General features: G+C 72.0%; 23 protein-coding genes. 14 read left to right on the top strand and 9 right to left on the bottom strand.

All coding sequences use genetic code 11. The features are described from left to right. Positions 1-2,276, bottom strand: a 2,276-nt coding sequence (locus ACFQ3T_RS23325; protein ID WP_380725834.1) for a Tex family protein, incomplete at its 3' end; no start/stop codon positions are given. A gap of 108 nt (positions 2,277-2,384) precedes the next feature. Between ACFQ3T_RS23325 and ACFQ3T_RS23320 the strand changes: the two genes are divergently transcribed. From ACFQ3T_RS23320 to ACFQ3T_RS23310, 3 genes are all read left to right on the top strand, one after another. Continuing rightward, the gene (locus tag ACFQ3T_RS23320; RefSeq protein WP_380725832.1) at positions 2,385-3,185 is read left to right on the top strand and encodes an LLM class flavin-dependent oxidoreductase; all 801 of its coding nucleotides are present in this window, start codon (positions 2,385-2,387) and stop codon (positions 3,183-3,185) included. A 180-nt stretch (positions 3,186-3,365) separates the two neighbouring features. Next, on the top strand, positions 3,366-4,265 hold the full coding sequence (locus ACFQ3T_RS23315) for a patatin-like phospholipase family protein (RefSeq protein WP_380725831.1): 900 nt from the start codon (positions 3,366-3,368) through the stop codon (positions 4,263-4,265). A gap of 5 nt (positions 4,266-4,270) precedes the next feature. Beyond that, positions 4,271-5,155 carry an alpha/beta fold hydrolase gene (locus ACFQ3T_RS23310; protein ID WP_380725829.1) on the top strand — a complete coding sequence of 295 codons (885 nt, stop codon included), beginning with the start codon at positions 4,271-4,273 and terminating at the stop codon, positions 5,153-5,155. On the opposite strand, the gene ACFQ3T_RS23305 is transcribed toward ACFQ3T_RS23310, so the two are convergent. Both ACFQ3T_RS23305 and ACFQ3T_RS23300 read right to left on the bottom strand, forming a co-directional pair. Continuing rightward, on the bottom strand, positions 5,156-5,332 hold the full coding sequence (locus tag ACFQ3T_RS23305) for a DUF397 domain-containing protein (protein ID WP_380725827.1): 177 nt from the start codon (positions 5,330-5,332) through the stop codon (positions 5,156-5,158). After that, complete coding sequence (locus ACFQ3T_RS23300; RefSeq protein WP_380725825.1) at positions 5,329-6,171, bottom strand: helix-turn-helix domain-containing protein; 843 nt, start codon at positions 6,169-6,171, stop codon at positions 5,329-5,331. Before ACFQ3T_RS23300 ends, ACFQ3T_RS23305 begins: the two co-directional genes overlap by 4 nt. Positions 6,172-6,278: 107 nt before the next feature. Between ACFQ3T_RS23300 and ACFQ3T_RS23295 the strand changes: the two genes are divergently transcribed. Beyond that, positions 6,279-6,500: a hypothetical protein gene (locus ACFQ3T_RS23295; RefSeq protein ID WP_380725823.1), complete on the top strand. Its 222-nt coding sequence runs from the start codon at positions 6,279-6,281 to the stop codon at positions 6,498-6,500. Here the strand turns inward: ACFQ3T_RS23295 and ACFQ3T_RS23290 are convergent. Beyond that, a complete protein-coding gene (locus tag ACFQ3T_RS23290) occupies positions 6,481-7,869 on the bottom strand; it encodes a WS/DGAT/MGAT family O-acyltransferase (RefSeq protein WP_380725821.1) in 1,389 nt (462 codons plus the stop codon). The genes ACFQ3T_RS23295 and ACFQ3T_RS23290 overlap by 20 nt on opposite strands. 141 nt (positions 7,870-8,010) lie before the next feature. Here ACFQ3T_RS23290 and ACFQ3T_RS23285 point away from each other — a divergent pair, with 141 nt between their 5' ends. Both ACFQ3T_RS23285 and ACFQ3T_RS23280 read left to right on the top strand, forming a co-directional pair. Next, on the top strand, positions 8,011-8,820 hold the full coding sequence (locus ACFQ3T_RS23285; RefSeq protein ID WP_380725819.1) for a lipase family alpha/beta hydrolase: 810 nt from the start codon (positions 8,011-8,013) through the stop codon (positions 8,818-8,820). Between the two features lie 26 nt (positions 8,821-8,846). Further along, positions 8,847-9,326, top strand: coding sequence for a hypothetical protein (locus tag ACFQ3T_RS23280; protein ID WP_380725817.1), 480 nt, complete (start codon positions 8,847-8,849; stop codon positions 9,324-9,326). An 89-nt stretch (positions 9,327-9,415) separates the two neighbouring features. Here ACFQ3T_RS23280 and ACFQ3T_RS23275 read toward each other — a convergent pair whose 3' ends face one another. Next, positions 9,416-9,868, bottom strand: a complete 453-nt coding sequence (locus tag ACFQ3T_RS23275; protein ID WP_380725815.1) for a pyridoxamine 5'-phosphate oxidase family protein — start codon at positions 9,866-9,868, stop codon at positions 9,416-9,418. Positions 9,869-10,251: 383 nt separating this feature from the next. On the opposite strand from ACFQ3T_RS23275, the gene ACFQ3T_RS23270 reads away from it, so the two are divergent. The 3 genes from ACFQ3T_RS23270 (at position 10,252) to ACFQ3T_RS23260 (ending at position 12,298) form a co-directional block, all read left to right on the top strand. Continuing rightward, complete coding sequence (locus tag ACFQ3T_RS23270; protein ID WP_380725813.1) at positions 10,252-11,199, top strand: hypothetical protein; 948 nt, start codon at positions 10,252-10,254, stop codon at positions 11,197-11,199. A 119-nt stretch (positions 11,200-11,318) separates the two neighbouring features. Further along, positions 11,319-12,080 carry an enoyl-CoA hydratase/isomerase family protein gene (locus ACFQ3T_RS23265; protein ID WP_380725811.1) on the top strand — a complete coding sequence of 254 codons (762 nt, stop codon included), beginning with the start codon at positions 11,319-11,321 and terminating at the stop codon, positions 12,078-12,080. 32 nt (positions 12,081-12,112) lie between these two features. After that, positions 12,113-12,298, top strand: a complete 186-nt coding sequence (locus ACFQ3T_RS23260) for a hypothetical protein (RefSeq protein WP_380725809.1) — start codon at positions 12,113-12,115, stop codon at positions 12,296-12,298. Positions 12,299-12,380: 82 nt separating this feature from the next. On the opposite strand, the gene ACFQ3T_RS23255 is transcribed toward ACFQ3T_RS23260, so the two are convergent. Genes ACFQ3T_RS23255 through ACFQ3T_RS23245 form a run of 3 tightly spaced genes read right to left on the bottom strand, consistent with a single transcriptional unit; the run spans position 12,381 to position 13,779 of the window. Then, positions 12,381-12,671 carry a DUF4235 domain-containing protein gene (locus ACFQ3T_RS23255; RefSeq protein WP_380725807.1) on the bottom strand — a complete coding sequence of 97 codons (291 nt, stop codon included), beginning with the start codon at positions 12,669-12,671 and terminating at the stop codon, positions 12,381-12,383. A gap of 2 nt (positions 12,672-12,673) precedes the next feature. Continuing rightward, a complete protein-coding gene (locus ACFQ3T_RS23250) occupies positions 12,674-13,423 on the bottom strand; it encodes a DUF3618 domain-containing protein (protein WP_380725805.1) in 750 nt (249 codons plus the stop codon). Then, positions 13,420-13,779 carry a phage holin family protein gene (locus tag ACFQ3T_RS23245; protein WP_380725803.1) on the bottom strand — a complete coding sequence of 120 codons (360 nt, stop codon included), beginning with the start codon at positions 13,777-13,779 and terminating at the stop codon, positions 13,420-13,422. Before ACFQ3T_RS23245 ends, ACFQ3T_RS23250 begins: the two co-directional genes overlap by 4 nt. Positions 13,780-13,930: 151 nt before the next feature. Here ACFQ3T_RS23245 and ACFQ3T_RS23240 point away from each other — a divergent pair, with 151 nt between their 5' ends. Next, positions 13,931-14,854, top strand: coding sequence for a YihY/virulence factor BrkB family protein (locus ACFQ3T_RS23240; protein WP_380725801.1), 924 nt, complete (start codon positions 13,931-13,933; stop codon positions 14,852-14,854). A gap of 36 nt (positions 14,855-14,890) precedes the next feature. Here ACFQ3T_RS23240 and trxA read toward each other — a convergent pair whose 3' ends face one another. Next, the gene (gene trxA / locus ACFQ3T_RS23235; RefSeq protein ID WP_380725799.1) at positions 14,891-15,265 is read right to left on the bottom strand and encodes a thioredoxin; all 375 of its coding nucleotides are present in this window, start codon (positions 15,263-15,265) and stop codon (positions 14,891-14,893) included. Positions 15,266-15,412: 147 nt separating this feature from the next. On the opposite strand from trxA, the gene ACFQ3T_RS23230 reads away from it, so the two are divergent. From ACFQ3T_RS23230 to ACFQ3T_RS23215, 4 genes are all read left to right on the top strand, one after another. Then, a complete protein-coding gene (locus ACFQ3T_RS23230) occupies positions 15,413-16,315 on the top strand; it encodes an ABC transporter substrate-binding protein (RefSeq protein WP_380725797.1) in 903 nt (300 codons plus the stop codon). Further along, positions 16,305-17,144 (top strand): amino acid ABC transporter permease, encoded by an 840-nt coding sequence (locus tag ACFQ3T_RS23225; RefSeq protein WP_380725795.1) that lies wholly within the window; start codon positions 16,305-16,307, stop codon positions 17,142-17,144. Before ACFQ3T_RS23230 ends, ACFQ3T_RS23225 begins: the two co-directional genes overlap by 11 nt. Next, on the top strand, positions 17,141-17,899 hold the full coding sequence (locus ACFQ3T_RS23220) for an amino acid ABC transporter ATP-binding protein (protein ID WP_380725793.1): 759 nt from the start codon (positions 17,141-17,143) through the stop codon (positions 17,897-17,899). The genes ACFQ3T_RS23225 and ACFQ3T_RS23220 overlap by 4 nt, the downstream gene beginning before the upstream one ends. A gap of 6 nt (positions 17,900-17,905) precedes the next feature. Beyond that, a partial coding sequence (locus tag ACFQ3T_RS23215; RefSeq protein WP_380725836.1) for an aminotransferase class V-fold PLP-dependent enzyme occupies positions 17,906-18,749 on the top strand: 844 nt, incomplete at its 3' end.

Below are 18,749 nucleotides of genomic sequence, written 5' to 3'. Positions count from 1 at the left end.
CGCTCCGCCTGCCGGGACTGGCCGCCGCCCTGGCCGCCGCCCCGCTGACCGCCCCGCTGACCGCCGCGTTGCCCGCCGCGCTGACCGTCCCGCGGCTGCTGCTCCCGCGGCGGCTTGCGGCCGGGCTCGTCCTCCAGCCGCAGCGTCAACCCGATCCGCTTGCGCGGGATGTCGACCTCCAGCACCTTCACCCGCACCACGTCACCGGACTTCACCACGTCCCGCGGGTCCTTCACGTACGTGTTCGACAGCGCCGAGATGTGCACCAGGCCGTCCTGGTGGACGCCGATGTCCACGAACGCGCCGAACGCGGCCACGTTCGTCACCACGCCCTCCAGCACCATGCCGGACTTCAGGTCGGCGATCTTCTCCACGCCCTCGGCGAACGTCGCCGTCTTGAACGCGGGCCGCGGGTCGCGCCCCGGCTTCTCCAGCTCGCGCAGGATGTCGGTGACGGTCGGCAGGCCGAACGTGTCGTCCACGAACTCCTGCGGCCGCAGCGACTTCAGCACCGCCGTGTTGCCGATCAGCGCCTCACCGCCCGCCCGCTCCTGCATCCGGCGCACCACGGGGTACGCTTCGGGGTGCACGGCGGACGCGTCGAGCGGGTCGTCGCCGTTCGGGATGCGCAGGAAGCCCGCGCACTGCTCGAACGCCTTCGGGCCCAGCCGCGGCACGTCCTTCAACGCCTTGCGCGAGCGGAACGGGCCGTGCCCGTCGCGGTGCTGCACGATGTTCTCGGCCAGGCCGGCGGTGATGCCGGAGACCCTGGCCAGCAGCGGCACGGACGCCGTGTTCAGGTCGACGCCGACCGCGTTCACGCAGTCCTCGACCACCGCGTCCAGCGACTTCGACAGCTTCGACTCGGACAGGTCGTGCTGGTACTGGCCCACGCCGATCGACTTCGGGTCGATCTTCACGAGCTCGGCCAGCGGGTCCTGCAACCGGCGTGCGATCGACACCGCGCCGCGCAGCGACACGTCCAGGTCGGGCAGCTCCGCCGACGCGAAGGCCGACGCCGAGTACACCGACGCGCCCGCCTCGGACACGACGACCTTCGTCAGCTTCAGGTCCGGGTGCCGCTTCAGCAGGTCGACGGCCAGCTTGTCGGTCTCGCGCGACGCGGTGCCGTTGCCGATGGCGATCAGCTCGACGTCGTGCTCCTTCGCCAGCACGGCGAGCTTCGCGATCGACTCGTCCCACCGGTTCGCCGGGACGTGCGGGTAGATCGTGTCGGTGGCGACGACCTTGCCGGTCGCGTCGACCACGGCCACCTTCACGCCGGTCCGGAAACCGGGGTCGAGGCCCATCGTGGCGCGCGTGCCCGCGGGCGCCGCCAGCAGCAGGTCCCGCAGGTTCGACGCGAACACCTTCACCGCCTCGTCCTCGGCGAACGCCCGCAGCCGCGACCGCAGGTCGATGCCAAGGTGGACGAGGATGCGCGTGCGCCACGCCCAGCGGACCGTGTCGCGCAGCCACCGGTCGGCCGGCCGGCCCTGGTCGTCCACGCCGAAGCGGGACGCGATGCGCACCTCGTAGCCGGTGGGCTCGTCCTCGTCGGCGGGGTCGAACTGGAGGTCGAGGACCTCTTCCTTCTCGCCGCGCAGCAGCGCCAGGATGCGGTGCGACGGCAGCTTCGCGAACGGCTCGGAGAAGTCGAAGTAGTCGGAGAACTTCGCCCCGTCCTCCTCCTTGCCCTCCCGGACCTTCGACACCAGCCGGCCCTGCGTCCACATGCGTTCCCGCAGGTCGCCGATGAGGTCGCCGTCCTCGCCGAACCGCTCGACCAGGATCGCCCGCGCGCCGAGCAGCGCCGCGGCCACGTCCGGGACGTCCTCGGTGACGTACGCCTTGGCCACCACCTGCGGGTCCTGCGTCGGGTCGGCCAGCAGCCCGTCGGCGAGCGGTTCGAGGCCCTGCTCGCGCGCGATCTGCGCCTTGGTCCGCCGCTTCGGCTTGTAGGGCAGGTAGAGGTCCTCCAGCCGGGCCTTCGAGTCGGCGGCCAGGATCGAGGCCTCCAGCGCCTCGTCCAGCTTGCCCTGCGACCGGATGGAGTCGAGCACAGCCGCCCGGCGTTCCTCCAGCTCGCGGAGGTAGCCGAGGCGTTCCTCCAGGGTGCGGAGCTGGGCGTCGTCCAGCGCGCCGGTCGCTTCCTTCCGGTACCGGGCGATGAAGGGAACGGTGGAACCACCGTCGAGCAGGTCGATGGCGGCGCTGACCTGCCCGGCCCGCACCCCGAGCTCGTCGGCGATCCTCTGGTGAATGGCTGTGGTCACAGCGAGCCATTGTGCCCTGCCCGGCGAACCACGATCGTGCGCCCCGGCGCGCCTCGCCGTTGCCCCGGTGACCGTCGCGAACGGACGCGTGAGTGGGAGGCTGCCGGTATGCGTTGTGGAATCGTGTTGCCGTTCTTCGACGCGCCCGACGTGGTGGCGTGCGCGGAACTGGCGGAATCCTGCGGGTGGGACGGGGTGTTCCTGGCCGAGTCGGTGTGGGGCGTCGACGCGTGGGTGGCGTTGACGGCGGCGGCGATGCACACGTCGTCGGTGCGGCTGGGGACGATGCTCACGCCGCTGCCCCGGTTCAAGCCGTGGGACGTGGCGTCCAAGGTCGCCACCCTCGACCGGCTGTCCGGCGGGCGCGTGCAGCTGTCCGTCGGGTTGGGCGCGCTGCACCCCGGCTGGACGGCGTTCGAGCGCGAGACGAGCCGCGCCGAGCGCGCGTTGCTGCTGGACGAAGGGCTCGCCGTGTACGACGGGCTGATGCGCGGGCAGCCGTTCTCGTTCCAGGGCCGGCGTTACGACGTGCGGGAGACGGACTTCTTCCCACCGCCGCCGCCCGTGCAGCGGCCGCGCGTGCCGGTGTGGGTGGTGGGCGCGTTCGGCCGTCCCCGGTCGATGCGCCGTGCGGTGGCGTGGGACGGCCTGCTGCCCAACGTGATCGCCGCCGAGGGCGCGCGCGGCCCGTCGAGCCCGGAGGAGCTGGCCGCCGTCGTGGCGGAGGCGCGGGAGCTGCGGGCGTCGCTCGGCCTGCCGTGGGACGGCTACGACGTGATCGCCGAGGGCAAGGCGACCAGCGTGGCGGAGTGGGCCGAGGCCGGTGCGACCTGGTGGATCGAGTCCGACTGGGAGACCACCGTCGACGCCGTGCGCGACCGGATCGCCGCCGGGCCGCCGACCACCTGACCCGCCGACCACCTGACCGGAGCGCCCGCATCCAGGCCGCCCGGCCTGGGCACCCGAGCCGCCGAGCCTGGGCGGCCGAGCCGCCGGGCCGGAGCGGCCGCGCAGGAGGCGTTGAGCCCGAGCCGCCGAGCCCGAGCCGCCGAATGTGACCAGCGAACACGGCCGCCCGAACCCGCTCCGGTGAGCGAACCCGGACGCGCCGGTGGGACGATCCGCGCCGTGGTGGACCTCCCCGGACCGGTCGGGTTCGTGCTCGGTGGTGGCGGCAGCCTGGGCGCGGGCCAGGTCGGCATGCTCCGGGCCCTGGCCGAGCACGGCGTCGCGCCGGACCTCGTCGTCGGCACGTCCGTCGGCTCGGTCAACGGCTCGCTGCTCGCCCTCGACCCGGCGAACGCTTTCGAGCGGCTCGGCGCGATCTGGCGGCACATGACCCGCGCCCGCGTCTTCCCCGGCGGCCTCCTCGCGCAGGCCAGGACGTTGCGGCAGCACAAGACCCACCTGTTCACCAACACCGGGCTGGCCGAGGTCCTCGGGTTCGGGCTGGGCGGCGCGCGGGACTTCGCCGAGCTGACCCTGCCGTTCGGCGCGGTCGCGGTGGACTCGGTGACCGGCACCGCCGTCACCCTCACCTCGGGCGACCTGGTGTCGGCGGTGCTCGCCAGCAGCGCCATCCCCGGCATCTACCCGCCCGCCCACCGCGACGGGCACGTCCTCTACGACGGTGGCGTGCTCGCGAACGTGCCCATCCGCCAGGCCCTGGCAATGGGCGCGAAGTCGCTGGTCGTGCTGGACTGCGCGTTCCCCGGCCACCTGCCGGTCGTGCCGGCGACGCTGGCCGAGACCCTGCTGTTCTGGGCGACGCTGAGCACCCGCAACCAGGCCGTGCTGGAGGCCGAGCTGGCGTCGGCGGACGTGCCGGTCGTCTACCTGCCCGGACCGCCCGTCCAGCCGGTCACCCCGCTCGACTTCGGCCACACCGCGGAGCTGATCGCCGCGTCCTACGACGCCTCCGCCGCGTTCCTCGCGCGGGTCGCGATCGAGGGGCCGGGTCTGTACGGGCACCCGTCCGGGACATACTGACCGGTATGACCACACTCGACCACTGGGGCGGGACGAGCCGGTACGTCGACCTCGACGGTCCGGTGCACTACGTCGACTTCGGCGGCGAGGGGCCGCCGGTGGTGCTCGTGCACGGGCTCGGCGGGTCGCACCTCAACTGGTGCCTGCTCGCGCCGCACCTGGTCGACCGTCACCGGGTGCTGGCCGTCGACCTGGCCGGATTCGGCCTCACCCACCCCGAGGGCCGCTCCACGACCGTGCCCGCGAACGCCCGGCTGCTCGACCGGTTCCTCGCCGAGGTGGTCGGCGAGCCGGTGGTGCTCGTCGGCAACTCGATGGGCGGGATGATCTCCATCCTGCACGCCGCCCGCCGGCCCGCCTCGGTCACCGCGCTGGCCCTGCTGGACCCGGCCGTGCCGCTGCCGCTGGGCGTGCGCCTCGACCCGCAGGTGGCGGCGGCGTTCGCGATGTACGCCGTGCCGGGGCTCGGGCAGTGGTTCTTGGCGAAGTCGCGCCAGGGCGTGTCGACGCGCCGGCAGGTGAAGCGGGTGCTGAATCTCGTGTGCGCCAACCCCAAGGCCGTGCCGGAGGAGATGATCCTCGCGTCCATGACGCTGCTGGAGCAGCGGGCCGAGGTGCCCGGCCTGGACGAGGCGTTCCTCGGCGCGGCCCGCTCGGTCGTGTGGACGGGCGCGACCAGCCGCCGGTACTACACGGCGATGAGCCGCATCCGGGTGCCGGTCTACCTGATGGCCGGCGAGAAGGACCGCCTGGTGCCGCTTGCGTCGGCTCGGGCCGCCGCCCGCCGCAACCCGTCGTGGCGGTTCGAGGTGCTGGACGGCGTCGGCCACGTCCCGCAGCTGGAAGTGCCGGAGCTGGTGGCGCGGCGGATCAAGGACTGGCTCGCCTGATCAGCGCCGGACGAACGTGACCCAGGCGGCTCGGGAGAACGTCAGCACCGGGCCGCCGGGGTCCTTCGAGTCCCGGACGGCGGTCGCGTCGGGCGCGAACCGGACCTCGACGCAGGCCGGGTTCTCGGCGCTGCGACTGGACTTGAACCAGCCCGTGCGGTCGACGGGGTTGCTCATCCGAGCTCCTTGGCGATCTCCTCGACCAGGTCCAGCGACGCGGCCCGGTCGAGCGCGAAATCCAGTGCCTGGCTGTGGGCCAGACTGTACTCGCGGACGCGCATGGGTTGATCGATCAGATCGGTGGTCGACACGGTCTCCTGCCACACCAGGTCGGGCAGCCTGCTGCTGGCGAAACCGAGGAGGTAGAAGGTCGATCCGCCGATCGCGTTGTGGTAGTCGGCGCTGAACGGCACGACCCGCACGTCGATCGTGTCCGGATGCTCGGTGATCTTCCGGGCCAGGTGCCTGAGCTGGGCCGCCATCACGGTGCGCCCGCCGACCATCTGCCGCAGCCCCGATTCGGTGATCACCGTGGTGAGGTGGACCGGGTCGTCGCCGTCGAGCCGCTGCTGCCGCTTCATCCGCACCTCGACGCGGCGGCTCGCCTCCGCCAGCCGGATGCTCGGCGCGCCACCGTTCATGATGGCCATGGCGTAGTCCTCGGTCTGGAGCAGGCTGGTGATCATGCCCGCGCTGTACGCGCGGATGCTCTCGGCGCCCGCCTCGAAACCGAAGTACCGCAGCACTTCCGCGCTGAACATGGCCGAGTAGGGGCTCCACCACGCGCGCTTGCCGGCCTCCTCGCGGAGCGCCTGCAGCTCTTCGGTCTCGGCCTCGTCGAACTCCAGCACGGCGGCGAGCTCGGCGAGCTTGCGCGCGTTGATCTTGAGCTTCCCGTTCTCGACGCCCGAGATGTAGGACTGGCTCGTGCCGATGGCTCGCCCGGCGGACACGGCGGTGACGTCCAGGAGTTCGCGACGCTCCCGCAGGCGCAGGCCCAGCTCCCACCCTGCCACGGACGGCGATGTTGGCATGATCGTTCACCCGATCAGGTTGTGCGACTTGATAATATTAGCAATCCTGGCCACGATCATAACAGAGCTGACGATCGGGAGGCCGTGGGATGGGTCGGGCGCAGGTGCACCTGTGGGCGCAGGTTCCGGGTGATGTGTGGATCAACTACGAGATCGAGCCGGGAGGGGGAGCGGTGGTGTTCAAGATCGGTCAGGACGTGGAGCTGTACGCCGACCCGCGGGCGCTGACCAAGATCAGCGAGGCGGCGGCGGAGGCGGTGGAGCTGGCGGGCGCGGTGGCGGCGGACCAGCTCAGTCGGCGGTCGCCGTGACGAGTTCGTCGAAGCCGGCGCGGATGCCGTCGGCGAGCACCTGCACGTCCGGGACGCCGTCGAAGTCGGCGTTGATCCCGAACGTGACCTGCCCGAGGTAGGAGAAGATGCCGACGCTGATCCGCATGGTGCTGGCGATCGGGACGTACGGGTAGATCTCGGCGAGCCGCCTGCCCAGCATGAACAACGGGATGCGCGGGCCGGGAACGTTGGTGGTGACGGTCTGGAGGAGGTGCTGGGGGAAGCGCACGGCGGTGCGCGAGCCGAGCGCGAGCAGCGTGGGCGCGGTGAAGTTGGACAGGCCGGTGAGCACGTCCGCGCCGGCTGCCTGGCGGCTGCTCTTCAGGTCGTCCATCTGCTCGCGGATCGACGCGAGGCGCGCCAACGGGTCGGGGTCGCTGACCGGCAGGTTGACCAGCACGGCGCTGACCCGGTTGGTGAGCACGCCGCGCTCGGCGGAGGAGCGCACCGACACCGGCACCATGGTGCGGACCACCTGCCCGTCGGCCAACTCGTCGCGCTTGGCGAGGAGGTCGCGGAACCCGCGGGTGACGGCGGTCAGGATGACGTCGTTCACCGTCCCGCCGGTGACCTTGCGGACGGTCTTGAGCTCGGCGAGGTCGGCCTTGGCCCACACCCACCGGCGGTGCGGTCCGATCGGCCCGTTCAACGTCTTCGGGGTGCTGACGGCGAGCCGTCGGGCGGTCGTCGGCAGGCTGCCCAGGACGGCCCGGCCGATGTCCAGCACCTCCGAGCCGCTGCGCAGCCGCCGGGCCATCGCCGGGAACTTGGCCAGGTGCGTGATCGGCGTGAGGACGGCGTCGCGCACGCCGTCCACGACGAGGTCCACCGTCGACGGGTTCGGCTTCGGCGTCCACCGCGTCGGTTCCGGGAGTGGCGAGTCCTCGCGCCAGTCCAGCAGCACGGTCATCAGGTCGGTGCCGGCGATGCCGTCGATCAGGCAGTGGTGGACCTTGGAGATGATCGCCCACCGGCCGTCCTCCAAGCCCTCGACCAGCCACACCTCCCACAGGGGCTTGGACATGTCGAGGCGCTGCGCGAACAGCCGTCCGGCGAGGTTGCGCAGCTGGTCGTCCGCGCCCGGCGACGGCACGGCGGTGTGCCGGACGTGGTACAGGATCTGGAAGTGCTCGTCGTCCACCCACACCGGGCGGCCGACGTGCAGCGGGAGCGCCTTGACCCGCTGCCGGTAGCGCGGCACGGTGCCCAGCTTGGCGGCGAAGAGCCGTACCACGTCGCCGTACGACGGCGCCGGACCTTCGAACACCAGGACCGAGCCGACGTGCATGGGCACGTTCTCGTCCTCGATGAAGAAGAAACCCGCGTCCATGGCGCTCATCCGGTCCATGCGGCGACCGTAGGCCCGCGCGTTCCCCGTGGTCCAGGCGCACCCCCGCACGAATCGAGACTCGCCGGTACTGGCGCAAACCACCGTTCCGCAACATCATGGTTACCTGGGGCACGCTCGACGCGGAGCGGGGGAGGGGCCATGTCAGCACTGCCGGACGTCCCGCCGGACACCACGACCGACCACCCCGACCCGTGGTCCACCACCGGTTCCGCACCGGGCCTGCTCTGGTACCTCACCGAGCCGACCCGCACGGCGGTCGGCCTCGGCCAGTTCGCGGCCAGCCGCTCGTTGCTCCGCGCCGCGCCCAGCGGCGACGGGCACACCGTGCTGGTCCTGCCCGGCCTCGGTGCGACCGACGCGTCCACCGTGATGCTGCGCAGGTTCCTCACCGGCCTCGGCTACGACGTGCACGGCTGGGGCCTCGGGCTGAACATCGGCCCGTCCGTGGCGGTCGTGCGCGGGATGCGCGACCTGCTGCGGGAACTCGCCGTCGGCGGCAAGGTGAGCATCGTCGGCTGGTCGCTGGGCGGCATCTTCGCCCGCGAACTGGCCCGCGAGCACCCCGGCATGGTCCGCCAGGTGATCACGCTCGGCAGCCCGTACGCGATGACCGACCTGCGGCAGACCCGCGTCAACCCGGTGTACCGCCTGCTGGCCCGGTTCTACGTGTCGGGCGCGGACCTGCCGCCGCCCGAGCACACCCGCCCGCCGTTCCCCGTGCCGTCGACGTCGGTGTACTCGAAGTCGGACGGGATCGTGGCGTGGCGGACGTGCGTCTCCGCTCCCGGCCCGAGGTGGGAGAACGTGGCGGTGGTGTCCAGCCACCTCGGTTACGGCTACAACGCCGCCGTCCTGTGGGTGGTGGCCGACCGCCTGTCCCAACGCCCGAACCGCCGCCGCCCGTTCACCCCGCCGCCCGGCATGGCCAGGATGTTCCCGGCGGCCTGACCCGCCCGCAGCGCGCGGAGGACGTGATGACGACCGACTCGATCCGACTGTCCGAGATGGGGCGGCCGGACTGGGAGAACGTGCTGTGGTCCAGCCCGACGGCCCAGGTCCTGGCGGCGCGGATCACGTGGCCGGACTTCCTCGAACTGGACGGGTGCGTGTACGTGCTGCTGCCGTGGGACGCCGACCGGGTGTCCGAGCACCGCGAGTACCTGCTGCGCGGTCGGCGTTCGGTGGACTGGGAGCGGCTGAGCCGGGCGGAGCGGTGGTCCGTGGCCGCGGAGCACGGCGAGGTCGACCTCGGGGTCGTGTTCCAGATGGCCTTGCACGACGGGGACGACCTCGACGCGAGCCTCGACGCCCTGGCGGCGCTGCTGGTGAGGTCGTGGGGCGGCGCGCTCCGGGAGAGGTTCCCGGAGCGCCGGTTCGCCGTGGAGGTCGAGCCGGCCGACGACGACGGGGGACCGGTGGTCAGGGTGCGCGAGGTCCCCGTCGACGGGGCCTGACCGTCCCACCCTGGGCGCGCCGGGACGCCTCCCCGCCGCCGACCTCTCCCACGCCGGGTGCGGGAGGGCGTAGTCCTGTCGGCGGGTGGCTAGGGCTGGAGCGCCGGGTTCGGGAGCTGACGGCCGGGCAGCCAGCCCCGGGGCACGTCGGTGGCCCGCCACGAGCGCACGCCCAGGCGGGCCGCCACGATCGGCGCGCCGAGGAACGCCGCGGCGGCGGGCACCTTCTCCACCAGCACCCGGCGCACCTCCTCGTCCTCCGCCCCGCTCACGACCTCCACGTCGGCCTGGGCCTGGAGGAACGGGTCCTGCGGCGAGCCGGTGGACACCACCACGGCCACCACCGGGTTCTCCCGGATGGCGGTCAGCGTGCGGCCCCGCTGCTCCAGCACGAGGTTCAGCGTGAACAGGTCGGTCTCGGCGAAGAAGACGCCGTTGACCCACGGGCCGGAGCTGCCCGCCGTGGCCAGGTACATCGACGGGTGGGCGGCCAGCGTGGCGCGCACGAGTTCTTCCACTTCGGTGGCGGCGGCGGTGGTCATACCAGCTCCTCGGGATCGGCCCCTCGGTCGCTCACCGTAAACCCGCACGAGTGTCCTGAGAGGACGAGACAACCCGTTCGGGTGAATTCCACGGTTGGGATCTCGCGGGCCGGTGACGGCGCGTGTCGCACGTGTCCGAGTCGCCGCCCCGGCTCGGCGGCACCCAGCACCGCGCCCCCGATGGCCGGGAACGGCCGGGCGCAACCACCGATCCGGTGGAAGTCGCGCCGGCCGAACGGGTTCCCGAATCGGGGGGCGAACCACTCGGAAAATGATCACCTGAATCACCCCTTGTGTTGGCCACCGCTTCACCACAGGGTTCACCGCGGCCCGTTGGCTCCCACGGGCAACCCCGACGGAGGTGGAGCTTGTCCCCTGCACGCGTGACTCCCGCACGCCCGACCCCCGCCCGCAAGATCGCCGCGTCCCTGCTCGCGGCCGTCGCCCTCTCGACGTTCCTCACGACCCCGGCCCACGCGGCGACCGACGCCGAGCTGGCGTTCCACTGGGCGCCGGTCCACTACCAGGACACCGACTCGTCGGACTACGACGCCGACTACCTGTCCACTGTGGACTTCGACGGCGAGTGGAACACCCTGGACAACTGGGAGGCGCAGGACGACTCGCTCGCCCGCCTCACCGGCGCCGCCTACTACTCCGTGGTGGAGACCTCGACCCACTGGTTCCTGGTCTACAGCTTCTACCACCCGCGTGACTGGGAGGACTTCGCCGACCCGTTCGAGCAGTTCACCCACGAGAACGACATGGAGGGCATGCTGGCGACGGTCCGCAAGGACGGCTCGACGTTCGGCCGGCTCGAAGCCGTGATCACGGTGGCGCACAGCGACTTCTACTCGTACGTCCCGGCAGGCAGCACGTTCACGTCCGGTCGGGAGAGCATCGACGGCACGCTCCGCCTCCAGGGCACCCGGCCGACCACGCGCCAGGAAGCCAAGGGCCACGGCCTGTACGCGTGGAACGGCGCGGAGTTCCCCGGCGGCGACGGCGTGGTGTACGTGCCGAGCGCGACCGGCGAGGTGCCGTCGAGCGGCAACGACCGGTCCGTCGGCTACCGGCTGGTGGACACGTTCGCCGCCGGCGGGCTCTGGGCGCAGCGCAACAGCTCCACGACGTTCGCGAGCTGGGGCACGTTCCGCGGCGACAACGGCAAGGACAACTCCGCCAACTCCGCGTGGGGCTGGGACGACGGCAACGACGGCGCCGACGTCCAGCGCGGCCTCCTCGCCACCGACCCTGCGTACGTGGTGTCCGTGTACTTCGCCAACCGCGGCGCGTTCAGCCTGACCTACACGCGCAACGCCTACCGGTAGCGGTCAGCGGCGCCCCGCGTGTCCGGACGCACGTGCGTCGCGTGACGGAACGCGGGGCGCCCCGACCGGGTGAGGGCCGTCACCCCGTGCGGCGGGCGGCCAGGACTTACTCTCCGGTAATGACGCTGAGGCTCGACACCGCAGGCCCGGTGGCGACGTTGACCATCGACCGCCCGGCCAAGCGCAACGCCATGAGCTACGAGATGTGGTCCGCCCTGCCCGGCCTGCTGGCCCGGGTGCGGGACGACGACGCGGTGCGCGTGCTGGTCGTCCGGGGCGGGGAGCACTTCTCGGCCGGCGCGGACATCAGCGAGTTCTCCACCCTCCGCAAGGGCGCGGACGGCGCGGCCCGGTACGGCGAGGCCGTGCACAACGGGGAACGCGCCCTCGCCACCCTCGGCAAGCCCACGATCGCCGCCATCACGGGGTTCTGCATCGGCGGCGGCTGCGAGATCGCGCTGGCCTGCGACCTGCGGCTGGCGGCGGCGGACGCCCGGTTCGGCATCACGCCCGCCAAGCTCGGCATCGTCTACAACCTCACGTCCACCAAGCAGCTGGTGGACGTGGTCGGCCCGGCGTGGGCGAAGCAGATCCTGTTCAGCGGCGAGATCGTGGACGCGGCCACCGCGCTGCGGATCGGCCTGGTCAACGAGGTGCACCCGGCGGACGCGCTGGAGGCTCGGGTCAAGGCCCTGTCGGAGACGATCGCCGCCCGCGCGCAGGTCAGCGTGCGCGGCGCGAAGCACATCGTCAACCGGATCACCGACGGGCAGCACGACGAGGACGACGCCGTGCGCGCGCTCTACGACGAGGCGGTGCACAGCCCGGAGTACGCGGAGGGCGTGGCGGCGTTCCTGGAGAAGCGGCCGCCCCGGTTCTGATTGAGGGGTGGCCGGCCGGGTACCTCGTGCCCATGACCGAACCCGGAGAGCCGATCGAAGACCGCCGCGAGGACGACCTGGCCGAGACGGAGGGGCCCATCAACCCCGATCCGCCGCACTCGCCCGGCACGCCGGAGCCGCCGAACCTCGACGTGGACCCCGAGCAGTTCCTCGACGACGACGAGCGGCGCGGACGCGCGGACGAGCCGCCGTCCTAGCGGGCAGGACCCAGCCGCGCGACGGCCGGAGACAGCGGAACGGACCGCCGTGCGGGACGGCGGTCCGTTCGGCCTGCCGGCGTCAGTCGCCGTCGTACTTGTTCTTGTCGCCGGGCCACTCGCCGGTGAGCTTGTCGTAGCCCGTCGCGCCGCCCCGGTCGATCGCCGCCTTGACCAGGCCGAAGATCGCGCCCTGGATGGACGCGGCCAGCAGCACCTCGCCCCAGCCGCGGTCCTTCTGGGTGGGCGTGGGCGCTTCCTTCGTGCCGGTGATCAGCTTCCAGACCTGGCCGAACAGCGCGCTGGCGGCCAGACCGCCGAGCACGCCGAACAGCATTCCGAGCGGCCGGTAGAGCAGCTTGTTCACGTTCACGGCTAGCGCCCCCTCCGCATCAGCTTCCACAGCACCACCACGATCGCCGCGACCGCCGCCGCGACCGCCGCCGGGTGCCGGCGCGCCTGCTCGACGCCCTGTTCGACGCGGTGCTGCACGGGCGGCGGCAACGCCTCCACCGCGTGCGCGGCCTTCTCGCCGACCTGCCCGGCGACGACGGTCGCCTTCTGGCCGACCTGCTCGGCCACCACGCCGGCCTTCTGGCCCACCTGGCTCGCCACGGCGCTCGCCTTCTCGCCGACCTCGCCGGCCTTCGCCACCGCCACGCCGGCGATCGCGCCGGCCTTCTGGCCGACCTCGTTCGCCTTCTCGGCGGCGACCCCGGCCACCGCGCTCGCCTTCTCGGCCGCCGCACCCGCCACGGCACTCGCCTTCTGTCCCACCTGCGCCGCCACCTCGCCCGCCTTCTGGCCGACCTCGCCCGCCTTCTGGCCGACCTCGCCCGCCTTCTCCCCGGCGGCCGCGCCGACCTTGCCCGCCTTCGCACCGGCCTTGTCGGTGGCCTGGCCGACCGCGGCGGTCGTCTTGCCCGCCGCGCCCGCCACCGCCGCGTTGGCCCGCGTCGCCTTCTCCTTCACCTTGTCCACCCGCTCGTGCGCCTTCTCCTTCACCCGCGCCGGCACGTCCGCCTTGTGCACCAGCGCTTCCACCGTGTCGCCGAGCTCGCGCCGGGTCTGCTCGACGTCGGCCCGCAGCTCGTCCGGATCGGTGGGGACGTCCTTGCCGTTCATCGGTGTGCCCTCTCGCTCACGGTGGCGATGTCCTTCTTGACGCCCGCGATGGCCTCTTCCGGCACGGGCGGTGTGCCGCGTTCCAGCTGCTTGCGGCCGACCAGCGCGAGCACGCCCGCGATGACGAAGACAGCCGCCGCGACGATGAACGCCGCGATCCACGCCGGCATGGTCGTGGCCAGGAGGAGCACCACGCCCGCGATCACCGTCATGAGGCCGAACCAGGCCAGCACGCCGGCACCGCCGAGCAGACCGGCTCCGGCGCCGACGCGCTTGCCCTTCGTGCGCATCTCGGCGACGGCCAGCCGGATCTCGTCCCGGGCCAGGCGGCTCACCTGCTCGGACAGCCGATTCACCAGTTCGGCGGTCGACGGTTCACGGTTCGTGACGCGACTGGTCCCGTGGTCCGTGGCGACGTGACTCATGGCCGTCTCCTCTCTCACTCGACCCACGACTACCCGAAAAGGCGTGGGTGTACGCACCGTGTTCGTGGGAACCCCCACGCCCATGACGCACCCCGATGCGCCCACGAAGCTGCCGAAGCGGTCCTGGTGGGCTGTGCTGAAGCGGACGGCCAAGGAGTTCAACGACGACAACCTCACCGACTGGGCGGCGGCGCTGACCTATTACGCGGTGTTGTCGCTGTTCCCCGGCCTGCTGCTGCTGACGGCGCTGCTCGGGCTGGTCGGCCCCGACACGACCAGGACCATTGTGGACAGTCTGGACGCGCTCGGTCCGGGCGAGGCGAAGGACACCATCGCGGGCGCCATCGAGAACCTGCAGAAGTCGCAGGCCAGCGGGCTGCTCGCGATCGTCGGCCTGGTGACGGCGCTGTGGTCGGCCTCGGGGTACGTGGGCGCGTTCATGCGCGCGTCGAACTCGATCTACGACGTCGAGGAGGGCCGGCCGTTCTGGAAGGTGATCCCGCTGCGGCTGGGGCTGACCGTCGGCGTGGTGGTGCTGCTGGCGCTGACCGCGCTGGGCGTCACGCTCACCGGCGGGGTGGCCGAGTGGCTGGGCGAGGTGCTCGGGCTCGGTTCGACGTTCGTGACGGTGTGGGACATCGCCAAGTGGCCCGTGCTGTTCCTGCTCGCGAGCCTCGCCATCGGCCTGCTGTACTGGGCGTCGCCGAACGTGCGGCAGCCGAGCTGGCTGTGGATCACGCCGGGCGGGCTGCTGGCCGTGCTGGCGTGGGTGCTGGCGTCGCTCGGGTTCGCGCTGTACGTGGCCAACTTCGGGTCGTACAACAAGACCTACGGCTCGCTGGCCGGTGTGATCGTGTTCCTGGTGTGGCTGTGGATCTCGAACATCGCGCTGCTGCTCGGCGCGGAACTGGACGCGGAGCTGGAGCGCGGCCGGCGCATGGCGACGGGGGAGTCCACCGGTGAGGACCCGGTGGCCCCGCCCCGCGACACGCGTGCGATGGACTAGCGGCTCACGCCGCCCGTCCGGTCGGCCCTGGTCGGATCAGCCCTGCTGCTCGGCGGCCGCTTCCGCGACCTGCTTGCGGACGTCCTCCATGTCGACCTTGCGGGCCTGGTCGATCAGGTCCTCCAACGCCGACTCCGGCAGGGCGCCGGGCTGGGCGTAGAGGACGACGCCGTCACGCACGATCATCAGGGTCGGGATCGACCGGATCTGGAACGCCGCGGCGAGCTGCTGCTGCGCCTCGGTGTCGACCTTGCCGAACACGATGTCGGTGTGCTTCTCGGCGGACTTCTCGTAGGTCGGGGCGAACTGGCGGCACGGACCGCACCACGCTGCCCAGAAGTCGACGAGGACCATCTCGGAGCCGCCGACAACCTCGTCGAAGTTCTCCGCGGTCAGCTCCACGGTGGCCATGGGTCCTCCTTGCTGTGGACATTGGGGGTGGCCCCCTCGTACCCAGGGCAACGATACCGACACCCCGCCGCATTCCCTTCAACAAATTGTGGACGCCTTCAACGATTGGTTGTAACTTTCGGGCCACCCGATCGCAGGAGGTGTCCCGTGCGCCGGACCGCAGCGCTCGCCCTGTCCCTGTTCGCGCTGGTCGCGTGCGGTGCGCCCGCCGAGGACCGCCCCGCGGGCCCGGCCGACGACCTGCCGTCGACGGCGGCGATCGTGGAGGCGGTGACGAAGGACGACGCGCTGGCCGCGACCCTGCCCGAGGCGGTCGCGAAGGCGGGCAGGCTGCGCGTCGGCTCCAACATCCAGAACCCGCCGAACAACTTCTACGCCGCCGACGGCACCACCCCGGTCGGCTCCGAGGTCGACCTGGTCAAGGCGGTCGCGCGCAAGCTCGGCCTGACCGTCGAGCACCAGGACATGGCGTTCGGGTCGCTCATCACGAGCCTGCAGGCCGGCCGGATCGACGTGACGATGGCCGCGATGAACGACACGCCCGAGCGGCAGCAGGCGATCGACTTCGTGGACTACTTCACGTCCGGCATCACGATCATGGTGCAGAAGGGCAACCCGGCGGGCATCAAGGGCCCGGACGACCTGTGCGGCAAGTCGGTCGCGGTCAACCTCGGCTCCAGCCAGGAGACCTACGCCAAGGAGTTCCGCTGCCTGTCCGGCGACCCGATCCAGGTCACCGCCACCGACAGCGACACCCAGAACCAGAACCAGCTCCGCACCGGCCGCGTCGCCGCCATCCTCAACGACCTGCCGACCGCCGTCTACGTCGCCAAGACCGCGGGGGACGGCGAGTTCTTCGAGGTCGTGGACCTGGCGCCGATCAACGGCGGCCCGTACGGCATCGGCGTCAACAAGAACACCCCGGAGCTGACCGCGGCCATCCGGAAGGCGCTGCAAACCCTGGTGGACGACGGCACGTACGGCAAGGTCCTCGCCGCCTGGGACGTCGAGCAGGGCGCGATCACCGAGGTGACCGTCAATGGCCGGTGACACCTCGGTGGCGGAGGCCGGTGACGACCTGGTCGTCGTCCCGCTGCGCCACTGGGGGCGGTGGGTCGGAGGGGCGGTGATCCTGGCCCTGCTCGGCGCCCTGGGCTGGGCGCTGGCCGACGCGAAGATCGACTACGCGGCCGTGCCGGGGTTCTTCACCCACGACATCATGCTGCGCGGCCTGGTCAACACGGTGGTGCTGGCGGTGACCGCGCAGGCGGGCGCGATCGTGCTCGGCGTCGTGATCGCGCTGCTGCGCCGCTCGGCCAACCCCGTCGCCCGCTGGTTCGCCGCCGGGTACGTGTGGCTGTTCCGGGGCCTGCCGGTGCTGCTGCAGATCCTGCTGTGGTTCAACCTGGCGCTGGTCTTCGAGAACATCTCCATCCCCGGCCTGTTCGAGGAGAAGACCAACGTCCTGGTCACCGCGTTCGTGGCGGCGCTGCTCGGGCTCGGCCTCAACGAGAGCGCGTACATGGCGGAGATCGTGCGGGCCGGCCTGAACAGCGTGGACCACGGCCAGGTCGAGGCGGCCAAGGCGATCGGCATGACGCCCGCGACCACGTTGCGTCGGGTCGTGCTGCCGCAGGCCATGCGCGTGATCATCCCGCCGACCGGCAACAACTTCATCAACATGCTCAAGGGCACCTCGATGGCGTCCGTCATCGGGTTCCTGGAGCTCATCCACGCCGCCAACAACATCGCCTCGCGCAACCTCCAGATCATGGAGACGCTGCTGGCCGCCGCCGCGTGGTACATGGTCGTGGTCAGCGTGGCGAGCGTCGGGCAGCACTTCCTGGAGCGGCACTACGGCAAGGGGGTGGCCCGGTGAGCCTCGTGCGGGCGGTCGGCGTGCGGAAGTCGTTCGGGCACGCGGAAGTGCTCCGGGGCGTCGACCTCTCGGTGGACGCGGGCCAGGTCGTGTGCCTGCTCGGGCCGTCCGGCGCGGGCAAGTCGACGTTCCTGCGCTGCGTGAACCACCTGGAGACGATCGACGCGGGCCGGATCTGGGTCGACGGTCAGCCGGTCGGGTTCACCGCGCGCGGCGGCAGGTTGCACGAGCTGCGCGAGCGGGAGGTGGCGCGGCAGCGGCGGGGCATCGGCATGGTGTTCCAGCGGTTCAACCTGTTCCCGCACCGCACGGCGGTGGAGAACGTCGCAGAAGGACCCGTGCACGTGCTGCGGACGCCCCGGAAGGCGGCGGTCGAGCAGGCACGGGCGCTGCTGGACCGGGTCGGGCTGGCCGACAAGGCGGACGCCTACCCGCACCAGCTGTCCGGCGGCCAGCAGCAGCGCGTGGCGATCGCGCGGGCGCTCGCGATGCGGCCGAAGCTGATGCTGTTCGACGAGCCCACGTCGGCGCTGGACCCGGAGCTGGTCGGCGAGGTGCTGGACGTGATGGCCGACCTGGCGCGGGACGGCATGACCATGATCGTGGTGACGCACGAGATCGGGTTCGCCCGGCAGGTCGCCGACTCGGTGGTGTTCCTGGTGGACGGCGCGGTGGTCGAGACCGGGCCGCCGGGCCAGGTGCTGGACAATCCGCGACAGCAACGCACGCAGCAGTTCCTCGCGAAGGTGCTCTAGGTGGTCATGCGCATCCCGTCCTCGTACCTCGTCCAGTTCCACGAGCCGGAGGGGTACCTGGACTTCGCCCGCTTCGGGCCGCCGTCGCACGCGGTCGTCGTGGAGTCGACCCGGCTGCTGGAGACGTCGGCGGCGGCCGGTCCGGCGACGGTGGACGACCTCATGCGCCAGGAGCTGCGGGCCAGGGCGGCGGTGGCGCGGCTGTGCCGGGGCGACACCGACCACGTGGCGCTGCTGCCGAACACCAGCACCGGGCTGTTCCAGGTGGCGCTGGGCGTGACCGGCGAGGTGCTGGTGTCGGCGGGGGAGTTCCCGGCGAACACCTACCCGTGGGCGCGGTCGCCGCGCGTCGACGTGTCGTGGCTGCCGCCCGGCCCGGTGACGGCGGACGCCGTGCGCGCGGCGTTGACGCCCGCGACGAAGGCCGTGGCGGTGAGCGCGGTGGACTTCCGCACCGGGCACCGGGCCGACCTGGCGGCGTTGCGGGAGGTGGTCGGTGACCGGCTGCTCGTCGTGGACGGCATCCAGGGCTTCGGCGTGGTGGACGAGCCGTGGGAAGCGGCGGACGTGCTGGTCGTCGGCGGCCAGAAGTGGCTGCGGGCCGGGTGGTCCACCGGGTTCATGGCGCTGTCCGACCGGGCGCTGGACCGGCTGGACCCCGTGCTGTCCGGCTGGACGGGCGCCGAGGACGCCGGGCTGTTCGACAACGCGATCCACCCGGTCGGCGAGGGCGCGGCCGGCTGGTCGATCACGAACCTGAGCCCGGTCGCCGCGGGCGCGCTGGCCGTCGCCAGCGCGCTGGTCGCGCTGGCCGCTGTCGCCACGCTCGACGCCGCCGTGCGCGACCGGC

It is taken from the genome of Saccharothrix hoggarensis, from assembly GCF_042678885.1.
In the GTDB taxonomy this organism is placed as follows: Bacteria; Actinomycetota; Actinomycetes; order Mycobacteriales; family Pseudonocardiaceae; genus Actinosynnema; species Actinosynnema hoggarensis.
Note: the sequence above shows the minus strand (reverse complement) of the source record. Positions and strands in the feature narration are given on the sequence as shown.